Consider the following 22,247-nt stretch of genomic DNA (forward strand, 5'->3'; position numbering starts at 1 on the left):
AATAACGTCTGTCTTTTGCTTTTCGATATAAAAAATCGAAAAAGAATGTATTTTTACCATTATGAATAAACCACTTGCTGAAAGAATTCGTCCTAAAACATTAGAAGCGTATCTTAGTCAGGAGCATCTGATAGGAGACAATGGTTCGCTTACCCAACAAATAAAAAGAGGTATGATCCCTTCTCTTATTTTATGGGGACCTCCAGGTGTCGGAAAAACAACACTAGCTAATATTATCTCTTCTGAGTCCGGGCGCCCTTTTTATACCTTGAGTGCTATTAACAGTGGCGTTAAAGATGTACGGGAGGTCATCGAAAAAGCAAAACAAAGTGGCGGATTATTTACTGCCAAAAACCCCATCTTATTCATTGATGAGATTCACCGTTTTAGCAAATCGCAACAAGATTCACTGTTAGGCGCTGTCGAAAAAGGTTGGATTACATTAGTAGGAGCGACTACTGAGAACCCTAGTTTTGAAGTAATCCCTGCACTGCTTTCCAGATGTCAGGTATACATCTTGAATGCATTTGGAAAAGAAGAATTAGAAGCGCTATTGCACAGAGCTATGAAGGAAGACGAGTTTATGGCTTCTAAAAATATAACATTATCAGAGACCGATGCACTCTTACGACTAAGTGGTGGAGATGCCAGAAAACTACTTAATATTTTTGAATTAATCGTTTCTAGCCAGGAATCAGACAGCATACAAATAACCAATGATCTCGTTCTGAAACTTGTACAACAAAACACCGTACGCTACGATAAAACCGGAGAGCAACACTATGATATTATCTCTGCTTTTATAAAATCAATTCGGGGAAGTGATCCTAATGCCGCCGTATATTGGTTAGCCAGGATGATTGAAGGAGGAGAAGATGTAAAGTTCATCGCTCGTCGACTAATCATTCTCGCTTCTGAGGATATTGGTAATGCAAACCCTACAGCACTGATTATGGCTAATAATACATTTCAGGCTGTAACGACAATCGGGTTTCCAGAAGCGCGAATTATCCTGAGTCAATGTGCTATATATTTAGCTACTTCTGCAAAAAGCAATGCTTCCTATATGGCTATTAATCACGCTCAACAATTAGTAAAACAAACCGGAGATCTATCCGTACCATTGCACATTCGAAACGCTCCAACTAAACTCATGAAAGAATTGGGATATGGAGAAAATTACCAATACGCACATAATCATAAAGATAATTTTGTTTCACAGGAGTTTCTTCCGGAAGAAATCAGCAATACAAAATTATACGAACCCGGAGATAATCAACGAGAAAATGCTTTCAGATCCTTTCTCAAAAACCGCTGGAAAGACAAATACAATTACTAAAAACGAATACTACTGACGTGCAAATGTATCTACAATAACCTTATTGGTAGCTGGATTCACTCGCTCTAACACCAAATTACCATAACCGTCGAAATAACCAATTCCATTTAGTTCTTGTCCTTGAACAATAAAGCTATTTTCTCTGGATGTTTTATATGCTTTACCAAGTACACTACTATCAGAATGAGTGATTAGAAAACCATATGCTTCTTTTTTAAAGTTCACACTTTTTCCATTAAAAAGAAATGAATTACTTTTTGAAGGAATTGCTGATACCGGAGCCGAAACTATATTTTTTTCTACAGGAACTTCCTTTTCTTTTTCTACAGCAACATGAGTCATCTCTGCTTCTGCTTTTTCATTATAGGCATAACGTAAAGCTTCTACACCTTTAAACGCATCCCTTAAGGCTCCATGATAGGCTTTTTTAAACTCTTTTTCCCTACTGGTTCCCTCTTTAGAAGTAAATACTACGGTTCCTTTACAATCTTTTAACTCTACAACTAACTTAGTCGTTAAAAAACCTGGTTTTTTCTGTACATCAGCCGTTAGTGCCTTACATCCATTTTCATACAAATCTTTTGGCAATTCCTCTCCTCTAAGAAAAGCAGTAAAACCATATTTATTAAAAAGAAATTTACTCAATGAATTGAGTTGATAAGCATCTTCTTTTTTTGTAAAGTCATACCCTTTTGGCACTATCACATATTTAAAATCATTTACACTTGCAGTCTGTGCTGACATTTGAATGGCAAAAAACATACTTACCAGAACAAATAAACCTTTTCTCATTTATTTATTTTTTTTACTATTTGAATGAATTCGACAAGTAGCATCTTTACTTTACAACAATTTAATTCGTGCTATTAGTGTTTATAAAAAGCTACATTATCAAATTAAATCCAAAATTAACCGAAGCTCCTCTCGCTTTGGCTAAATTAGAATATTCAAACAGATTATTCCCCGAAATATAGAAATTAAATTTGTTAATTCGAGTGGACAGCAAAAGACCTACATTTGTCAGAGAATGATCGTCTACTGTATAATTAACCTTGGCACTTAAAAAACTCCACAATCGTTTGTAATAAAAAACAGAGGCCGCTACTTGTGGTCTTTTAGGTCTAAACACAGAAAACAACTGTAGTCCTAAGGCATCAGATCGCATCGGTCCCTCTCCTTTTTCATAACAATTACAATTTTCATCGTATCGATTAAAGGAATATTTTATAGAACTATTTATTTTTAGGGGGCGCATTGCCACATAACTTTTATGAATCGTATCTAGCCCTACTGCAGCTTTAAAATCTTCTACAAAATCTTCGATATTATTATCTGACATATGAACAGGGGTTTCGAAACCTTCAAATACGTAGTTCCCCTCTGCCTTATATGTCTCTACATCTTTTGTATAAAATATAACTCCAAGATCTGTCAAACTCCCAGTAAGTGTCCAATAATCCTTGAACCGATAAGAAAATCCTATATCAGCTCCTACTCCCAGGTTTCCACCAAGTAATGCCCTACCAATAAATTTATTTTTCACTTGTTTAGCTCCATCATCAGTATCTTCTGATTCTATCGCTCTCAGAGAAGCATATCCTGCTGTTTTAACTGCTACATCAGCATTACTAATAACATGCTGATAAATATTATTCCCATTTGGAGTTTCAATAGTTGTAAAAGCTCCGAAATTTCGAGTACTCCTCATATTAAAAATACTGGAATACACTTTTGCTCTGGCTCCAAAAGTCCATTGCTTATCAATCTTTTTATTAATCCCAAAATGATAAACTGTCAGAAAATCTACTACTGCACTAATATCTGAGAAACGAAAAGGTCTATTGAGGTGATCTCTGTTCCCCTCATAAGCCAGAATCGCAAAATCCTTTGGAAAATACGCTATCAGATCAAGTTCTTCATACAAACCTGCAGAAAAGTACATATTCTTATCTCTTTTACTCCTCCATCCTACACTGAGAATCTCTGCTTGCTGTGTCAGGGTTACATAGTCATTACTTGTAAGCTTGTGTAATGTCTCCTCTATTTTCACATTAATATCACGTCCATCATCTGCGAACACATCATGAACAGAAGCTCCTCTTAGCCCTGCGTTCACGTGATAATGGGAAAGAAAAGGAATTCCAGCATGATAATTAAAATTCACTTCTGCTCCCGGGTTTAACAATAACGATTGTGGTATTTCTACCACATCATATAGGCTCACTTTATTTTGACAATACACTATTCCTGCCCAGAACAAGGTAATTATCAGGTATAGATATATTCTCATAATTGATAGTTGATATAATATGTTGCTTTTGATTTTAATTCGAGTACACCGATCAAGTTACTACTCACATTCTCTACCCGTATAGAAGACGTTAATTGGGAAGCATCTCTTAATGTTCTTATGGTTTCATTATCCATAACAATTTCAGCGGTTGTTCGCACCGGAGCAGTATCAGGTCCTAAACCAGGATCTATAAGAATTGTATAGGATGGTCCTACCTGCTGATTTCCATCATTCAAAAAGGCAAACATCAACTCGAATTCTCTCTGAATCGTATTATCAATGGTAAATTGAATCTCTACTCTTTCGATATGATCCACTGCAAAATCATTTCCAACCAGATCGTACTGTAAGGTATCACTCACCACTAGTTCCGGAATAACAATAGAAGGATCAGTACCTGAAGGGATTAACTCTTCTGTATCAACTCTGGAGTACATAAAATCCAGTTCGTAAACAGGGTTTAATACTACGTCTTCCAATTGACTCCCGTCGACATCTTTTACACAAGAAATCATTGTTATTATCATCCCTAACATTGATAACAACAAGCTTACTTTTTTTATTTTCATACTAAGGGGCTTTCATAAAATCCTTTTAATATACAATTTTTCCGTTTAAAGATACTCCTTAATACTCTTTAAATCAGAAACCTGAAGGATATCCTCCGGTAATTTCTCTTGATGATAGTTATAGCAAATAGCCTGAATCCCTACTTTTTCCGCACCTAATATATCTGCTTCATAATTATCTCCAATCATGATACTACTATCAATATTCGCGCCGGAAATTTGCAATGCTTTTTCAAAAATAATAGGGTTTGGCTTTTTTACTCCCACCTCTTCACTATTGGTTACCGTATCAAAAAAATGAAGGATTTTAGCATTTTCCAATTTTTTGTATTGCACCTCTTTAAACCCATTGGTAATAATATGCAATACATATTTGGGTTTTAAGTATTCTAATACTTCTCTGGCTCCTTCTATCAAATAATTATGCTTAGGTAGAAATCTGATATAATCATCTGCCAAGCGATCAATCAAATCTTCAGGTACTTCCTGATGCAAAGACGTAAAAGTATCTGATAAACGACCTTGCCTCAATTGTTGTTTTGTAATTTTCTCTTCTCTATACAGTTTCCAATAATTCATATTTATCGGACGGTACGTTTTCAAAAAATCATTCACATCAATAGCCAATTGATGCTTTTCAAATAGCATTGCATACGCCAAAGCTGAATTTCTATCAAAATCCCAGAGGGTATGATCCAAATCAAAAAAAATATGTTTAATCGTATTTTTCACCTAGCATTATCATTTTAATTCCCGGGATTCATCTATATTCCACAAGTGCTCAAAGATGGTCTTCCAATATTTTTGTTCATTTAGTTCCCCCAACATTTCATTCAAAAAAACAGGGACGCATATTCCTTGCACTTTTTTTATTTTATCTAAATAGTATATTATATTTTTTAAAACCGACTCTTTATCTCTCCCTTCTTTCAACAAACTCAGACTTGTAAACGAAGTTGGATACACCATTAAAGGAGTTTGCACCTCATAATCAAGATCATAAAACAAGAAAGGCGTACATGTCCCAGCTCTAAAGCCACTGTATTCTGCATATCCCATCGAGAAATCTCTTTTTATTTCGAGCTCTACAAAGTTCCTATACGCTTCTGGTAACTTTATTTTAAAAAAAGTACACAAACTATATTGTGATTGCCGGTTCACAATTTGTTCTATTCGCTGTTTTTCTTTTTTTAATTTTAAAAAATCACACACTCCTTCATAAGAAACTCTAAGACCTACCTCTATATAATCTGCTACATGTTTTATCATTCGCCGATACAATTCATTATTATGATTTATGTTTATCTCATAACTTGAATAATCTCCTACACCAAAAAAAACAATGAGCTTTCTTTTTTTACTTTTCTGTAGTCGTATAAAAAAGTCAAAAGTATCAAAAGGATCTTTTTTTAATCCTACCAAAACGTTAAATCGGTATTTGATCTGGTGAAATCTCAGATAAATTAGATCTTTTAAAATTCCTATTGAAGACTGCAGAAGTCCTATTTTATTATAAGCCAAAGCACTTGATACATACACTACTGGTTGTATCGAAAACTGTTTCTTTTGAAAGCCAATTTCAGGAAACCGTTCTTGTATTTTATTCTTAAATTTTAATGCCCAAATATCTACTACAGGATCCTTTAGGAAGTCATGTATATAAGCTATACTTTCTGTAGCACTATACCTCCCTAATCCGTCTTTTACATGTGGCAGGTATTCCTCATATCTGCTTAACAAATAAAAAGAGGCTGCAAAAATATCAAATGGCAATGCTGATTTCTCATGAGTAACCCCAAAAAAACACTTTGTATCTTCCCAATCTACCACCTTAACCGCTACATCATTAATTCCTTGTTCGAAAAGCAGTGCTGTACTCTGAAAAAAAAGTTCTTTTCCTAATGGTTTTTTTCCATATGAAAACTTAGGACCGTCATGGGCTATAAAAGATTCTATCTTAGAGGTAAAATCAACCTCCATCCCCAGCATCCTCTTACAAATATGCCTACATATATAAGAGACCCTGGGGGTATTTTTTTGAATATAGATCAATATCATAGCATAAACTTATCGGCAAAGCTAAAATACTCTTTATCTGTTATAATCAAATGATCTAATAAATTAATATCCAAAACCTCTCCAGCTTCTTTGATTTTTTTGGTTAAAATTTTATCTGATACACTAGGAGTTAATTTACCACTTGGATGATTATGTGCAAGAATAATTGCCGTGGCGTCAAAGTTAAGTGCATTTTTAAAAACAACCTTAGGATCCACAAATGTTCCTGTCCTCCCCCCTACACTAATCTGTTTCTTTTGTAATACTCTATTTGCATTGTTCAGGTATACTACCCAAAACTCTTCATGATCTAAATTTCCTATTATAGGGCTTAACAAGTTAAATCCATCCATACTACAACTTATCGTAGGGTTTTGTGGAACGGCTTCATCCCGGCGGCGGCGTCCTAATTCCAGTCCTGCCAGAATGGAAATAGCTTTTGCTTCTCCTATTCCATGAAAGTTCATCAACTGTTTTACCGAGAGTTTCCCTAATGCATTAATCTGATGATTCACACTGGCCAACATCCTTTTACTTAATGCTACTGCACTTTCATTCCTATTTCCTGATCCTATAAGTATTGCTATCAGCTCTGCATCCGTCAACGAATTCCTCCCTTTAACCAATAATTTTTCTCTTGGACGATCATTTTCACTCCATTTCTTAATGGAAAAAGAAGCGTTATAAGTGTTCATAAGCCGTAATTTTGATGGTTTCGTGATATTTTTTTAACATAAAAATAGGTAGTATTTATTTTATTTACAATAAATATTGTTTTAGTAACCTTCAAAAAACAAGGTAGTTAGCAAAAAAAAATCAGATTAACTTTTAAGGATATTTGTTTGAAAATGAAAGTTTTACTATATTTGATCACCCTTAATTCTAAAAAAGCATAATTTTACAACTTCAAATTATCCTACTTATGAAGAATATTTTTACTATACTCCTGTTTTTGACGACACTGAGTTTTTATGGACAAGACAGCAATCGCATTGGTTTTTTAAACTTAGTAGGAAACCACATACAAGTTCCTAGAGGATGTGAAGCGCAGTCTGAATATGAATTACAAGCATGTGATGGTACGTCAATTAAATGGGAATATTATAGTGATGACATGCTATCTGCTGTTTTTGATCAGATAATAAGTGCATTCGAAGAAAGTAATGGCGCTAAAACAGAAGTCACATTTACCTCTTTCGGCTCTCCTCTAAAAGGATATAAGTTCAAAATGGGAAACTCATACCAATATTTTTTAATGGGTAAAATTAAAGATCAACCTCTGATGATTAATTTAGGAACTCCTAAAGATATCGCAGGAAAGGATGATCTGAGTGGAATATTAGGACTTGTATTTGACGAAGTAAGCTAAGGAGATAAAACTTGTTAAAATTAAGATTAAAGATCAATTATATAATTGGTCTTTTTTTATTTTACAACTATATTTATCCTGAATGAAAACCACCACCACATGTACCCACCTTCTCATCATCAGGAAAGCAACTTCGGGATTATAAAAGATCTTATACATTCTTTTCCTTTAGCTACTGTTATTTCGATAGAGAACAATACTCCCCATATCACCCATATCCCTCTTATATTAGAAAATGACATTTTGGTGGGACATCTGGATAAAAACAATCCTCATTGTGATTTCCTAAAGGATAAAATTGAGGTAACAGTTATTTTTCAAGGACCGCAAACATATATTTCACCTTCGGTATACAATTCCAAACAATTACCAACATGGAACTATATTATTGCACACCTAAAAGGAGAAGTTACACAAATACACATCCCTGAAGACATTATGAAATCAATGGTTCGCATGACAGCAACACTAGAGGCACCATCTCACAGATTCGAACTAGCTCATGAAGACAAAAGAATGCATCGCATTGTACAATATGTTCATGGTTTTCAGATACAGATTAAAAGTTGGGAAGGAAAATTTAAGCTCAGTCAGGACAAGAGTGCTCCCGACATAGAAAATGCCAAGCAAGAACTATTAAAAAATAGTTCTGAAAATTCGCATTCATTTATCAACAACCTCTATAAAAAGCATTTTAATCAGTGAACCCACTCTTTTACTTTTTCAAAATCAAGTCCCCCGTAATTCCCACTACTCATCAACAATAGAGAGGTATTTGAATACGCTTTGGCACTAATCGCCTCTTCAAACCTTTTAGGCTCTGTGTATACAATAAGATCATCTCTTCCAAAAGCCTCCATAATCTGATCTTCAGACACTTCTTCTAATCGCTTAATCTTCACTGCATCCGGAGAATAAAACACAATTGCCTCATCTGCGGCATCCAATGCACCTTTATACTCTTTTAAGAAGGTTGCATTTAAACTACTATAGGTATGCAACTCTAAACAGGCAATTAATTTTCTATCGCGATACTGCTCCTTTACAGCTTCTGTCGTAGCTTTTACCTTAGAAGGGCTATGTGCAAAATCTTTATAAGCAACAGCCGTTTTGGTCTCTGTTATCTTTTCGAGTCTTTTAGATGCTCCACTAAACGTGGCTATTGCTTCATAAAACTCATCTTCATCTATTCCCATTTGCTGACAAATCCATTTAGCACCTGCTAGATTACTCAGGTTATGAGCTCCAAAAACAGCAATGGGCATTTCCCCATCCGGCGTATCTAATAACGTCTCTCCGTCACTAACTGTATAAGCAGGTATCTGATATGGAAATTTTCTTATGGGGTTTTCTGCTGCTTCTGCTAATTGTCTCACTTCTTCATCTTCTTCATTATATACCAAAGCACCTCCGTTAATGATAGAATTAATAAAAATGCGAAATTGATCTACATACGTATCGAATGTAGGGAAGACATTTATATGATCCCAGGCAATCCCGCTAATCAAAGCTATATTAGGCTGATACAAATGAAATTTCGGTCTTCTGTCAATAGGAGAAGACAAATATTCATCACCTTCCAAAATCATAAAATCATTTTCTTCAGTAAGGTGAACCATCGTCTCAAACCCTTCTAATTGGGCTCCCACCATATAATCTACTTCTTTTTCGTGATACTGCAATACATGCAAGATCATCGAAGTAATTGTCGTCTTTCCATGTGATCCTCCGATCACCACTCGTGTTTTATTCTTAGCATGTTCGTACAAAAACTCAGGGTATGAGTAAATCGTCAAATTTAACTCCTGCGCTTTGAGCAATTCGGGATTATCTTCTTTTGCGTGCATTCCCAAAATAACTACATCAATATCCGTTGATATTTTTTCTGGAAACCAACCAAAAGCATCTGGCAATAATCCATGAGTCTCCAACCTAGACTTGGAAGGTTCAAAAATTACATCATCACTACCACTTACCTCATCTCCTTTTTGAGACAATGCAATAGCAAGATTGTGCATAGCACTCCCTCCTATGGCTATAAAATGTACACGCATATTGATCTTTTTATTCTAAGGAGTAAAGATACAATCTACAATTCATTTGCTACCTACCCTTTTCCTTAAAATTTTAACAGAGGCTCCTCTCCCATGCTCACAAAAGAAGAAAACTCCCTTCAAAAAACTTAAACTTTCCTAAACCAAATACGTGTTTCCCTAATTTTTCGTTTCAAATACGTAGCTTTATGGTGTAATTTGTAGCAATTACTACCTATTTATGGTATAAGAATTGTAAATAACACTAAAGAATTGCAGCATCAGAACGTACAATAAGAATTCATCCTTGCCGATATACATGTGTGATTTCTTATTATATGTCAGGGGCATAAAATTATAGATAATATGAAAAAAATCATCTCGCTCTTATTTCTCCTTTGTATCACTAACATCAGCTTTATCATGGCACAAAACGACTATACTAAACAGTGGAAAGAAGTTGAATCCCATGAACAAAAAGGACTTCCTAAATCCAGTCTAGAGGTAGTTAAATCAATCTACGAAGCAGCTAAAAAGGAAAACAACACAAATCAAATCATCAAAGCATTTCTTCACAAAGCCAAATACGCACTTACTCTTGAGGAAAATGCACAGCTTACTATCATCAAAGAATTACAATCAGAAATTGCTACCAGCAGTTTTCCTACTAAAAATATTCTCAATGGTGTTCTAGCGAATCTGTACTGGCAATACTTTAAACAAAATCGATGGAAATTTTACAATAGAACTCATACAAGTGCTAAAGTTGACAAAGAAGATTTCAGAACCTGGGATCTGGAAACTCTTTTTGCTGAGATTCACATTCATTTTCAACAAGCACTGGAAAATGGTGTTTTAGCACAACAAACAGAATTGAGCAAGTTTAACACAATTCTTATCACTGAAGAAAACTCTAAAAAATACCGCCCCACCCTTTTTGATTTCCTATCACATATGGCATTAGAGTTTTATAAAACTTCTGAAACGAATATCACCAGACCTTCTTATGCTTTTGAGATAAACTCAAAGGAATACTTAAATGAACCTTCTTCTTTTTCCAGACAGAAGATAACAACTAAAGATAGTTTGTCACTTCAATTTAATGCACTAAAAATATACCAGCAACTTATCGCTTTTCACTCGAGAAACAAAAATTATAACGCATTGGCAAATGTCGATATAGAACGTCTTTTATTTGTTTTTAAAAATGCTACGTTCGCTGATAAAGAAGAACTGATAATCAACACACTCACAAAAGCAAAAGAGAATAATAAGGATCATGAATCCAATGCCCTCTACGCATACGAACTAGCAGCTCAGTATCAATCTCGTGGTTCTAAATACATCCCTAAAAAAGACGAAGTTTTTCGATGGGATACAAAAAAAGCTCTGGAGCTTTGCTCTACAATAGAAAGCGCATTTCCCAATAGCGATGGAGCAAAAAAAAGCAATGCATTAAAAGCTATCATATTACAAGCTGAAGTATCACTTAAAAGTGAAAAAATTCTTCCTATTCAAAAAGCAGGACGTCTTTTTATATCCTATAAAAACACAGATCTCCTTACCCTAAAAACTGTAAAAATTAATGCTACCCAGCTAAAATCGTTACAACAACTATATAAAAACAAAGACATTATCAAGTTTATCAACGGTTTACCTGAGGTCAATACATGGAAAGCCCCTTTAAAAAACGAAAAAGACTATCAAAGACATACCACAGAAATTTTATTACCGGCGTTACCACAAGGTCAATATCTGGTCATAGCTTCTGCCGGCGAAGAGATTTCTGTAAAAAATCAAATCTCTTATGCAGACATTCAAGTGAGTAATCTTGCCTTACTTACAAACCGAACAAATAATACGACAATCTTCCAGGTGGTTAACAGAAATGATGGGGCTCCGATTAGTAATGCCTCGATTCATCTTCAGTCGGGACATGGAAGAGGTTACGGAAATAAAATTGACAAGACACTCACTACAGACAAACAAGGACAAGCTTCTTTTCTAGTAGATAATCAATACTATGACCTTGTTGTCACAGTAAAACATGAGAAAGATCTTGTTGTTTTTAGCCCATATCATTTATATAAAAACCATCAGCCGCAACAAAACATAAACAGAAAACAAGAAACTGTATTTTTGTTTACTGACAGAAGTATTTACCGTCCTGGTCAGACCGTTTATTTCAAAGGGATTCTAATGACTGCAAATGGAAATAAAAACCATTCCGTAGTCCCAAATACTACTGTACCTGTTACTCTAAAAGATGTCAATTATCAAGAAGTAAGCAGTCTCAAGCTGCAAACTAATGAATATGGATCTTTTCAGGGAAGCTTTATACTACCTTCCTCTGGTGTGACTGGTTTATTCCACCTACAAACACGAAATGGAAACCAAACTTCCTTCTCCGTAGAAGAATATAAACGCCCCAAATTCGAAGCAACCTTTTCTCCTGTCACTAAAACATATAAGCTTAACGAAATAGTTTCACTTCAAGGAAATGCTACAGGGTATGCCGGCAATAAAATTACCGATGCCAAGGTTGTATACCGAGTGCACAGAAAAGTGCAATTACCTCGATGGTGTTATTGGTACTACCCAGGTCACAGAGAACAAGCTCAGGAGATCACCTATGGAGAAACTACTACTGATGAGAAAGGAGCTTTTGAAATCAACTTCGAAGCCATTCCGGACAAAAGTGTTCCTAAAGAAAATCTACCGGTATTCCATTATGAGATCACCGCAGATATTACAGACATCAATGGAGAGACAAGAAGTACCAGTACTCAGGTTAATGTAGGATACCATGCACTTCTTGCAAACATGCAGCTCCCTAATAAGATTGATAAGAATGCAGACAACAGCTTAACAGTTCTTTCTAAAAACCTAAACTATGAACCTGTTGCCTCTTCTGGAACTATCAAAATCTATAAATTAAAATCTCCTCAATACCCACTTCGCAGACGTCCATGGAATGCTCCAGACTATAAGATACTTAGCAAAGAAGAGTTTACTAAACTATTTCCGCACGATGCGTACGACGATGAAGATGATTATAAGACATGGGATAAAGGTGCACTAGTCCAAACAATATCCTACAATACTGCAGAACAAGGATCCCAGACAACCGGAATGCAACATATCCCATTAAAAAATACAAAAAAATGGGAATCTGGAAAATATGTGATAGAACTCAACTCAAAAGATCGATTTGGACAAGAGGTAAAAGATATTATATACTACACCCTGTTCGACAAAAAAGATAAAAAAATCAGTGATCAACAGCTTTTTGAAGTGAGTGTTAATAAAGAATCATACTCCCCTGGAGAAGAAGTCATCATTAAGTTTGGCTCTGCTTCCGAAAACATTACCATTACGGTAGATGTCGAAAAAAACAATAAAATTACCCGTACAGAGCAATTCACCCTTTCTAATAATAGTACTACAATAAAAATTCCGGTAACTAAAGAAGATATTGGAGGGTTTGCGGTACACTACAGTTTTGTGAATTATAACGCTCATGAAGGAGGAACTATTCCTATAACGGTACCATACGAACCTACAGAATTATCAATAGAGACAACTACATTCAGAGATAAACTACTCCCTGGACAGAATGAAACCTGGAGTTTTACTATTAAAGGTCCTAAAGGAGACAAGGTCGCTGCTGAATTATTAGCGAGTATGTATGATGTTTCTCTAGATCAGTTTAAATCGCATCAATGGAATTTCAACCCTATAATGAAACCAACATACTATCCTAACTATTTTAGAGAGGCACGCCTTAGTTTCGGAGTACAAAGTTTCACAAACAGACATTACGACAGTCCGCCAATCCCTAGTTTTTCTCAAGGGTATGACCGCCTCGACTGGCATGGTCTTTATTTTGGTTCTTCATACGGAAGAATGCGAATGGCAAAATCCAGAATGGCTGCTCCAGTAAGCATGATGGATGACCAAATGGAAATGGCGAATGCTCCTGAACTGGAAAAAGCGCCACTTGCAGGTACTGCTGAGTCAAAAAGAATGACCGCAGATACTACCAATGCGAACGAAAAAGAGGAAGAAAACGATTTAATTACCCCCAAAGAAAAACCGCTATCAGGTGTCTCTGTTCGCAAAAACCTACAGGAAACAGCCTTTTTCTTTCCTCAATTGCAAACCAATAAAGAAGGAGAAGTAAGCTTTAGTTTTACTGCTCCCGAAGCATTGACAAAGTGGAAAGTGCAGTTATTAGCACACACCAAAACACTACAGGCAGCTACCACAACACTAGAAACAGTTACTCAAAAAGAGTTAATGGTAATCCCAAACCCTCCTAGATTCCTCAGAGAAGGAGATAAAATTATAATTAGCACTAAGGTTTCTAATCTTTCCTCATCTGATCTTAACGGAGATATCGAACTACAATTAACAAACGCTTTAACCAATACCTCCATTAATCAGAAACTACAGAACAACCAGATTCGACAAGCTTTTTCTGTAGCAGCCTCAGGAAACACCAATGTATCATGGGAACTGCAAATACCAGATGATATTCAGGCAGTACAGTATAAAATCATTGCTAAAGCAGGTACTTTCTCAGATGGAGAACAAAATGTACTTCCTGTATTATCTAATAGGATGTTAGTTACAGAAACACTGCCTATGTGGGTTCGATCTGACCAGACAAAAAGTTTTACGCTGCAGAAATTAAAGAATACAACCTCTACTTCTTTAAAACATCATAGACTAACTCTGGAAATGACCTCTAATCCAGCCTGGTATGCTGTTCAGGCATTACCATACCTTATGGAGTACCCATATGACTGCGCTGAACAGACATTTTCTCGTTATTATGCTAATGCATTAGCAACGCACATTGCCAATTCCAATCCTCGCATACAGCAAGTATTTAATCAATGGAAAACCAGTGATGCATTACTGAGTAATCTGGAAAAAAACCAAGAGTTAAAATCTCTGATTCTCCAAGAAACTCCCTGGGTACGTGAAGCACAAAGTGAAACAGAACAAAAGAAAAGAATTGCATTGCTTTTTGACCTTAATAAAATGAATTCAGAATTTCAGAGTGCTTTGCAGTCTTTACAAAAAATGCAATATGACTCTGGAGCATTTCCGTGGTTCAAAGGAGGTCGAGAGAGCAGGTTTATTACCCAGTATATTGCTGCAGGTTTCGGTCATCTACAAAAATTAGGAGTTACAACCTCTGCTAACCCTATAAGTAAACAAATAGTACAAAAGGCTATACAATACCTGGATCAGGAATTTGTAAAGCAATATGAAGAATTAAAAAAGCACTGCAAAAAACACAAAATTGATATCAACAAAAACCACCTACACTACGCTCAGCTACATTATCTATATATGCGTAGCTTCTTTGCTGATATCCCTGCCCATTCCAACACGAAAGAAGCTAAAAAATACTATCTGGGACAAGCCAAAAAGTATTGGTTAAAAAACAGTTTGTATACACAGGGACTGTTAGCTTTGATTACGCATAGAAATGGAGATACAGCTACTGCTACTGCCATTCTCAATTCATTAGAAGAAAAGAGTATTGTCAGTGAAGAATTAGGAATGTATTGGAAATCCAATACTGCCAGCTGGTATTGGCACCAGGCCCCAATAGAAACACAAGCATTATTGATTGAAGCTTTTTCAGAGATTGCTCCGGAACCTAAAAAAACTGAAGTTGTCGATAACCTAAAAATATGGTTACTAAAACACAAGCAAACCAACAGGTGGAAAACAACCAAACAAACAGCCGAAGCTGTTTATGCTTTATTACTACAGGGAAGTGAGTGGTTATCTATTACTGACATGGTAGACATCACACTGGCAGGAGAAAAGGTTACCCCTGACGAAAACACGAAAGTAGAGGCAGGTACCGGATACTTTAAAACTTCCTGGAGCGGTTCTGAAATCACAAACTCCAAAAGCACTGTTATGATCAGCAAAAAAGGAAAAGGAATTGCCTGGGGAGGATTATACTGGCAGTATTTTGAAGATCTGGATAAAATCACCGCAGCTAAAACCCCTCTATCACTTAGCAAAAAGCTATTCCTTAAAAAGAATGCAGACAGAGGAGAAAAAATGACTGCTATCACCGAAAACACTTCTTTGACATTAGGAGATCTTGTCCGGGTACGCATTGAATTAAAAGTAGATAGAGACATGGAATTTATTCATATGAAAGATATGAGAGCAGCAGGCTTCGAACCTGTTAATGTTCTCTCTCAGTACAAATGGCAAGATGGCTTAGGGTATTATGAAAGTACCAAAGATGCCGCTACCAATTTTTTCTTCGATTATCTACCCAAAGGGGTGTATGTATTCGAATACGACCTAAGAGTAAACAACAAAGGAAACTTTTCTAACGGAGTTACAACAATTCAAAGCATGTATGCTCCGGAATTCTCTAGTCATTCGGAAGGAATACGAGTAAAAATTGAGCACTAAAAACAATCGTATCGTATAAAGAACCCCCTGTAGTTTCGAAAATCTACAGGGGATTTTTTTATACGTCCCTTCCCGGAATGCATCTCAGAAAGAAATCTAGTATACTAACTATTTTATGATTAGAAAAATCTCGGAGTTAAGAATCGACTGTATTTCTTGAAAAGTTCAAATCGAAGAAATACTTCATAACTCCCATCATTAAACTGTGCTTTACCTAATTCAGTAGTCTCTCTATCATATGCTAAGCCTATCATCATCCCATCTGATATCTGAAAACCTGCCATTGCACTAAACGCAGCATCCCATCGATATCCCAACCCCAGTGTCAACCGTTCATACAATAAGAAATTCGCAGATACATCCACCTGAAGCGGAGCTCCAAAAACAACTTTGGTTAACAATGCCGGCTTAAACTTCACTTCTGTACTCAAGTCAAAAACATGTCCGACAATTGCATAATAATTAATCCGCTCTCTGGCAATATAAGTAGATGAATCATTATTCCCCACCGTAGCACTCTCATCAAAATGCTCGGTTTCCAGAAGATTGGGAGCACTTAGTCCTGCATAAAACTTATCGGTATGATAATAAAATCCTACTCCAACATTCGGACTAAACTTATTATCTATATTATTCTGAAAAGTCGGATCTTCAATATCAAATTCCCTGAGCTTTGTAAAATCCACATCTAAAAAGTGTCCTCCTACCTTCAGCCCAAAACTTAATTTTCCTATATCCGAAGTAGGAATCGTATAAGAAAAATCGATATCCAGATACATCTCCTGCGTGGGACCTATTTTATCATTTATAAAAGACACTCCCAATCCTACTTTATTACTTTCTCCAATAGGTGTATTCAATGATATGGTTTCTGTTTGCGGAGCTCCATCCAACCCAACCCACTGACTTCTGTGCAGCCCGGTAATACTCATCACTCCTCTACTCCCTGCATAAGCAGGATTCACACTAATAGTATTGTACATATACTGAGTATACTGAGCATCTTGTTGTGCCAACGCAGATATACAGGGGATACTTACTATCATTATAAGTATATACTTTCTCATTTCTTTTAATTTATTATTTTGGTATCTATACAAAAAAATACAGGAGGTAGTACATAAAGAAGTTATCACGAGAAATATCCTTCGAATGATTACAAAGACGATTGTTATATACAATCCTCATAAAAATATTACCATCTCAAAAACGATACGTTTTGGGAAAGGAAAAAGAAGTCACTTCTTACTATCGATAATCTTACCGGTATTTTTTATTTTTTTTTCGGTAGCTATCTGCTACTTAATTTTAAAATTTATCGTGTTTTTCCTCTAAATATTAAAACACATATAAATTTTGAAGTTCTTCTACCTGGGGATCAGTTTTTTGTTGATGCTGAAAACCAGCAACGAATCTTAGTTCTTTTAACGTAGTCATTTTGGGGCAATTTAAATTACTTTGTCAAGTTATTTTCTATGTCAAATATAGAGTAAAAACACATACTCCTCCACGAAGTCTCCCTCTTCCTCTTCCTCAAAAAAAGGGTACTCCCTTATCTACCTCCCTTCAAAAAACACTCAACACATTGTTCTACAGAAATTTGAAATACAAAAACAGATATTTCAACATTAACCTCACAATGATTCCATTAAAAATACTTGTATAAATTTATGATAATTTTAACTTTTTTAATACTGCAATTTCTAATCTCGTCTTTGACAAATATTTACCCCTTTACAGTGAGGCACTAGAGGTATTACGATCTAAATATCTCTTCTGCTAAAAAAGGTATTATTCTATTTTTTTAACACTATTTAATTTATTTAAAACAGCTCTAAACAAAAAACAAAATGTAATTTTACACCTCTGAATGCATAGTGATTCACAAACTACATCAAGCAAATGAAAACTCTTATTATTACCGGAATCAGTAGAGGAATTGGACTTGCCACCGCTTCATTATTTCTAGAAAAAGGATACCATGTTATTGGTACTTCTACCGCTGGAAAAACGATCTTAACCTCGGATAGGCTTTCTGTTTTTTCATTACAATTGGATGATGCTTCCTCTTTTATTTCGTTAAAAGATCACCTGCTACAAAACAGTATTAAGGTCGATGGTATCATCAATAATGCTGCGGTATTGTTAGAAGCCTGGGATGATCCTTCTATTGACATACAACAACTGAGAAAAACATTTGACATCAATGTATTCGGAACCATCGAATTTACCGAAAACCTACTCCCTTTTATTAAAAAAAACGGACATATTATTAATATAGGTTCTTCCTGGGGAACTTTTAATACGGATCAGGATGCGTACACGCCATTGTACAAAATGTCAAAAACCACCATCCATATGTATACCTCTTTACTAGGAGAACGTCTTAAAACATCTGATATAGCGGTATCTGCTGTCGATCCAGGATGGGTTAAAACAGATATGGGCAGTATGGATGCAGAACGAGAACCACAGGAAGCTGCGATGGATATCTTCTCTTTATTTGAATCTCCGAAAGAAACGGGCTACTTATGGAGAGAAGGCGAAAAAAGTAATTGGTAACCACTACCTTAAACAAACCACCTCAACAGGTTTACCTTTCTGAATATCTGATCGTACAATGACCAGGGCTACTCTTTTAGAACACTAGGCAGGTATTGAAATTTTTTCTTAAATGCCGCTGTAAAATGTTGAGGATTTTTATATCCGACTTCATAGGAAGCCTCAGAAACCGTATATCCTTCTTCCAGAATCATTTTTTTGGCATGTTCCATACGCAACTCGGTCAGGTAAGCAAATACAGGTTTCCCAAACACTTTCTTAAAATCTTTCTTGAGTTTAAAACTGTTTAGCCCTACCTGGAGCACTAATTCTGAAATGGTTGGAGGTGTCTTAATATTTTTTCGAAGGATTTTTTCGGCATCGATAATCTTTGCATAATCAATCGCACTCAATGATATGGCATCTTCCGCATTCCCCTGTTTCTCAATAATATCAAAAAGAATTGAAAAAATTTCAGCTACTTTGGATTCTAAATAAACCTTTCGGATGGAATTCGTATACGTACACCCTAAAATATCATCGATAATCAATTGCAATTTCGGAGAAATAGGCTTGCTTTTTTTCCACATTACAAAAGGCTCTTTGTTTTCCATAGCTTCTCCAAAATGAGAAATCGCTTTTTTATAGCTGGCATCAAAAATCCGTTTCAGGTAGCGTTCCGTAAATTTAATTTCAAGTGTTTTCCGTCTTTGGGTATCAAAAGTCAATTTCCCTTTCACCTTAGGCAAGTAAAATAAATTATAGTGCCCACTTGGTATATTTATAGGTACACTTTTTTTATTATATGGTGTATACACATTACTTCCTTCAATTTCGAAATGCAACTTTAAAAAAGGGAAATCGTGTTCCACTTCTGCTTCATAAGGAGAGTCTACATCTATTTCTACATCTTTAGTCTGCAGAAAAACTCCGTTTAACTGGATATCTGCCGTAGTCCCTTTGATTCCCTTAAAATTTACTTCCTGCCGATCTTCCAATAACGTATCTGTTTCAAAGTCATCAGAATACGTCTTCTCAATAACCCCTCCTAAAATATCACTTTTAATTCTACTTTTCATTTATTCCCTTTTGCGGCAGTCAAAATACCTAATGCGTTATTCATCATTTCACCCTCCCAATACCTTTGCAAAGTTACTATTTAAATTAAATCCAAATTAATAAAAAAATGAAGAATTTATCAATGCGTATTGGTAACGCTATTCTGGTAATCACCTTTTTACTACTTGGTAGTGCCGGGTATTCACAGGCAACCAACAGTATTACAGGAAAAGTCTTTACATCAGACGGACAACCTGCTGCTTACATCAATGTATTAATAAACAACACTGCAAGAGGAGCTCTTACAGATCAAAATGGAACATACACTTTTCACAATGTAGATGCCGGTGATTACGAATTCGTATTTTCACTTATCGGACTCAAATCCCAGACAATAAATGTACAGGTAGCCGAAGAAGGAATCACTTCCGTAAAGGACATTACTCTCGAAGTTGATGAACAAAAACTACAAGAGGTGATCGTCATTGCAGAACGTCTAAATCAGTTTGCCAGAAAAGAAACAGAGCAGGTAGCACGTTTACCTCTAAAAAACATCAACAACCCTCAATCATATACAGTAGTAAGTAGTGAGTTACTAAAAGAGCAAATCAATACTGATCTACCTTCTGCCCTAAAAAGTATCACAGGAGGAGGATATGTAGAAGGTAATCAGGGATTCGCATCTGTATATGCCAGAGGTTTCAGAGCGGATTCTAATATCAAAAACGGACTAAGAGTATATACTAAATACCCTATCGATCCACAAAACATTGATCGTATCGAAGTAATCAAAGGACCTTCTTCTGTATTATTCGGTGCCGGATATTACGGAGGATTGGTTAACCTTGTTACTAAGAAACCTTTTGAAGGAAAAAAATTAGATGTTTCTTACACATTAGGTAGCTGGGATCTGAATCGTTTTACGGTAGATTTCAACACAGCTCTTGACAAAGAAAACAAAACATTATTGCGAGTAAACGGTGCTTATCATTCTGAAAACAGTTTCCAAAACCAGGGATTCCACCGTTCTTTTATGGTAGCTCCTAGCATTACTCATAAGGTTAGTGACAAACTTGATCTGGAGTTCAATGCTGAAATCAATCATAGCAAAAAAACCAAGAATTTTGCTAGAGGAATTGCCAGAGGAGGCATCGAAGGAGCAAATAGCTGGGATGATATCAACTGGGATTATAACGAAAGTTATACTTCTAATGAGGCAGCAGGAGACGTAAAATCACAATTATATCAATTATTTGCAAACTATAAAATCACAGATAACTGGATTTCCAAAACGTCTATTTCATCTAATAATTACCACCTAACTGATAATTATGTGTATCTGGAAGCAATTGCCAAAGATACGATTAACAGAGGGATCATTCAGTTCAGCCATGGAAATGGAGGAACATTAGACTTACGCCAGGATTTTCAGGGGATCCATACAAGTGATGCTATCGAAAACAAAATAGTTATCGGAGTTAATTATGTGAATACTTTCTGGGACTTCACTATTAAAAACGGTCCTGTTGTAAACGGAAGATCACATTGGAATTTCCCATATGATCAAATTGTATTAAATGGAGAAAACACTATAGTACCTCCTATTACACGCAGGGGGCTTGATGAAGCTGATGGTAGCATTGCTGCTCGTGAAACAGGAAACAAAAACTTAGCAGCATACATTTCGGACGCGATCACTATTCAGAAAAAACTAACCTTGCTAGGAGGAATCCGTTTTGATCGTTTTATGAATGACCCAAGTATAAGTAATGGAATCTCTCGGGGAGGATACAATCAAAATAACATTTCTTATAATGCCGGAATCGTTTACAATCCATTTGGGGATAAGCTAGGAATATTTGGTAATTATATGAATGGTTTTAAAAATGTAGCCCCTGGAATCATGGACGCTGAAGGAGAAATTGTAGATTTCGATCCAGAAGAAGTAAACCAATGGGAAACCGGAGTAAAACTAAATCTACTAGATGGTAAAATTAAAAGTACTGTTAGCTATTACAACATTACAATTGATAATGCCATTCGTCGTTTCAATGGATTCTCTACTCAGGACGGAGAAATTGTAAGCTCGGGAATTGAAGCAGATTTAATCGCAAATCCTCTCCCTGGATTAAATATGGTATTAGGATACACATACAATCACTCAGAACACAAAAAACATGCAAATCCTCAATTCGACGGAAGACAGCTAACATTAACTCCGGAAACAGTTGCTAATTTCTGGATTAGTTATAGAGTACTTAAAGGGCAACTTAGTGGTTTAGGTGCCGGATTCGGAGGAAATCATATGAGTAAAATCTATCAGGTAAGTAGTTTAGACAATAGCTTCTGGGCCAATGATTATACCACATTTGACGGAACTATTTTCTACGACCAGCCGAATTATCGTATCGGTTTCAAAATAAACAACATGTTTGACAAGGAATACTATAACGCTTATGGTATGCCACAAAAACCTCTTAATGTTAATGTAGGTTTTACCTATAAGTTATAATTGACTTTTCGCTTT

The 22,247-nt window shown here is 35.7% G+C and carries 15 protein-coding genes; 6 read left to right on the forward strand and 9 right to left on the reverse strand.

Features of this window, described 5'->3' with window-relative positions; all coding sequences use genetic code 11:
- Positions 1 to 61 precede the first annotated feature (61 nt).
- Positions 62 to 1,339: a replication-associated recombination protein A gene (locus HN014_RS02145; RefSeq protein WP_176027262.1), complete on the forward strand. Its 1,278-nt coding sequence runs from the start codon at positions 62 to 64 to the stop codon at positions 1,337 to 1,339.
- 9 nt (positions 1,340 to 1,348) lie between these two features.
- Here HN014_RS02145 and HN014_RS02150 read toward each other — a convergent pair whose 3' ends face one another.
- The 6 genes from HN014_RS02150 to radC all read right to left on the reverse strand — a co-directional run bounded on the left by HN014_RS02150 (position 1,349) and on the right by radC (position 6,954).
- Positions 1,349 to 2,131 (reverse strand): hypothetical protein, encoded by a 783-nt coding sequence (locus HN014_RS02150; protein WP_176027263.1) that lies wholly within the window; start codon positions 2,129 to 2,131, stop codon positions 1,349 to 1,351.
- Between the two features lie 91 nt (positions 2,132 to 2,222).
- Complete coding sequence (locus HN014_RS02155) at positions 2,223 to 3,629, reverse strand: DUF5723 family protein (protein ID WP_176027264.1); 1,407 nt, start codon at positions 3,627 to 3,629, stop codon at positions 2,223 to 2,225.
- Positions 3,626 to 4,201 carry a hypothetical protein gene (locus tag HN014_RS02160; protein WP_176027265.1) on the reverse strand — a complete coding sequence of 192 codons (576 nt, stop codon included), beginning with the start codon at positions 4,199 to 4,201 and terminating at the stop codon, positions 3,626 to 3,628. Before HN014_RS02160 ends, HN014_RS02155 begins: the two co-directional genes overlap by 4 nt.
- Positions 4,202 to 4,246: 45 nt before the next feature.
- Positions 4,247 to 4,933, reverse strand: coding sequence for a YjjG family noncanonical pyrimidine nucleotidase (locus HN014_RS02165; RefSeq protein ID WP_176027266.1), 687 nt, complete (start codon positions 4,931 to 4,933; stop codon positions 4,247 to 4,249).
- A gap of 9 nt (positions 4,934 to 4,942) precedes the next feature.
- Positions 4,943 to 6,259 carry a polysaccharide deacetylase family protein gene (locus HN014_RS02170; RefSeq protein WP_176027267.1) on the reverse strand — a complete coding sequence of 439 codons (1,317 nt, stop codon included), beginning with the start codon at positions 6,257 to 6,259 and terminating at the stop codon, positions 4,943 to 4,945.
- On the reverse strand, positions 6,256 to 6,954 hold the full coding sequence (gene radC / locus HN014_RS02175; protein ID WP_176027268.1) for a DNA repair protein RadC: 699 nt from the start codon (positions 6,952 to 6,954) through the stop codon (positions 6,256 to 6,258). The genes HN014_RS02170 and radC overlap by 4 nt, the downstream gene beginning before the upstream one ends.
- Positions 6,955 to 7,181: 227 nt before the next feature.
- Here radC and HN014_RS02180 point away from each other — a divergent pair, with 227 nt between their 5' ends.
- Positions 7,182 to 7,628: a hypothetical protein gene (locus HN014_RS02180; protein ID WP_176027269.1), complete on the forward strand. Its 447-nt coding sequence runs from the start codon at positions 7,182 to 7,184 to the stop codon at positions 7,626 to 7,628.
- A gap of 99 nt (positions 7,629 to 7,727) precedes the next feature.
- Positions 7,728 to 8,333, forward strand: coding sequence for an FMN-binding negative transcriptional regulator (locus tag HN014_RS02185; protein ID WP_176027270.1), 606 nt, complete (start codon positions 7,728 to 7,730; stop codon positions 8,331 to 8,333).
- Here the strand turns inward: HN014_RS02185 and murC are convergent.
- Positions 8,327 to 9,682, reverse strand: a complete 1,356-nt coding sequence (gene murC, locus HN014_RS02190; RefSeq protein ID WP_176027271.1) for a UDP-N-acetylmuramate--L-alanine ligase — start codon at positions 9,680 to 9,682, stop codon at positions 8,327 to 8,329. The two genes, HN014_RS02185 and murC, sit on opposite strands and share 7 nt — an antisense overlap.
- Positions 9,683 to 10,027: 345 nt before the next feature.
- On the opposite strand from murC, the gene HN014_RS02195 reads away from it, so the two are divergent.
- Positions 10,028 to 16,120 carry an alpha-2-macroglobulin gene (locus HN014_RS02195; protein ID WP_176027272.1) on the forward strand — a complete coding sequence of 2,031 codons (6,093 nt, stop codon included), beginning with the start codon at positions 10,028 to 10,030 and terminating at the stop codon, positions 16,118 to 16,120.
- A gap of 119 nt (positions 16,121 to 16,239) precedes the next feature.
- Here HN014_RS02195 and HN014_RS02200 read toward each other — a convergent pair whose 3' ends face one another.
- On the reverse strand, positions 16,240 to 17,187 hold the full coding sequence (locus tag HN014_RS02200; protein ID WP_176027273.1) for a type IX secretion system membrane protein PorP/SprF: 948 nt from the start codon (positions 17,185 to 17,187) through the stop codon (positions 16,240 to 16,242).
- Positions 17,188 to 18,022: 835 nt separating this feature from the next.
- Here HN014_RS02200 and HN014_RS02205 point away from each other — a divergent pair.
- A complete protein-coding gene (locus HN014_RS02205; RefSeq protein ID WP_176027274.1) occupies positions 18,023 to 18,682 on the forward strand; it encodes an SDR family NAD(P)-dependent oxidoreductase in 660 nt (219 codons plus the stop codon).
- 68 nt (positions 18,683 to 18,750) lie between these two features.
- On the opposite strand, the gene HN014_RS02210 is transcribed toward HN014_RS02205, so the two are convergent.
- On the reverse strand, positions 18,751 to 19,740 hold the full coding sequence (locus HN014_RS02210) for an AraC family transcriptional regulator (RefSeq protein ID WP_176027275.1): 990 nt from the start codon (positions 19,738 to 19,740) through the stop codon (positions 18,751 to 18,753).
- A 107-nt stretch (positions 19,741 to 19,847) separates the two neighbouring features.
- Between HN014_RS02210 and HN014_RS02215 the strand changes: the two genes are divergently transcribed.
- A complete protein-coding gene (locus HN014_RS02215) occupies positions 19,848 to 22,232 on the forward strand; it encodes a TonB-dependent receptor (protein ID WP_176027276.1) in 2,385 nt (794 codons plus the stop codon).
- Positions 22,233 to 22,247: the final 15 nt, after the last annotated feature.

This window comes from Aquimarina sp. TRL1 (assembly GCF_013365535.1).
Taxonomy (GTDB): Bacteria; Bacteroidota; Bacteroidia; order Flavobacteriales; family Flavobacteriaceae; genus Aquimarina; species Aquimarina hainanensis.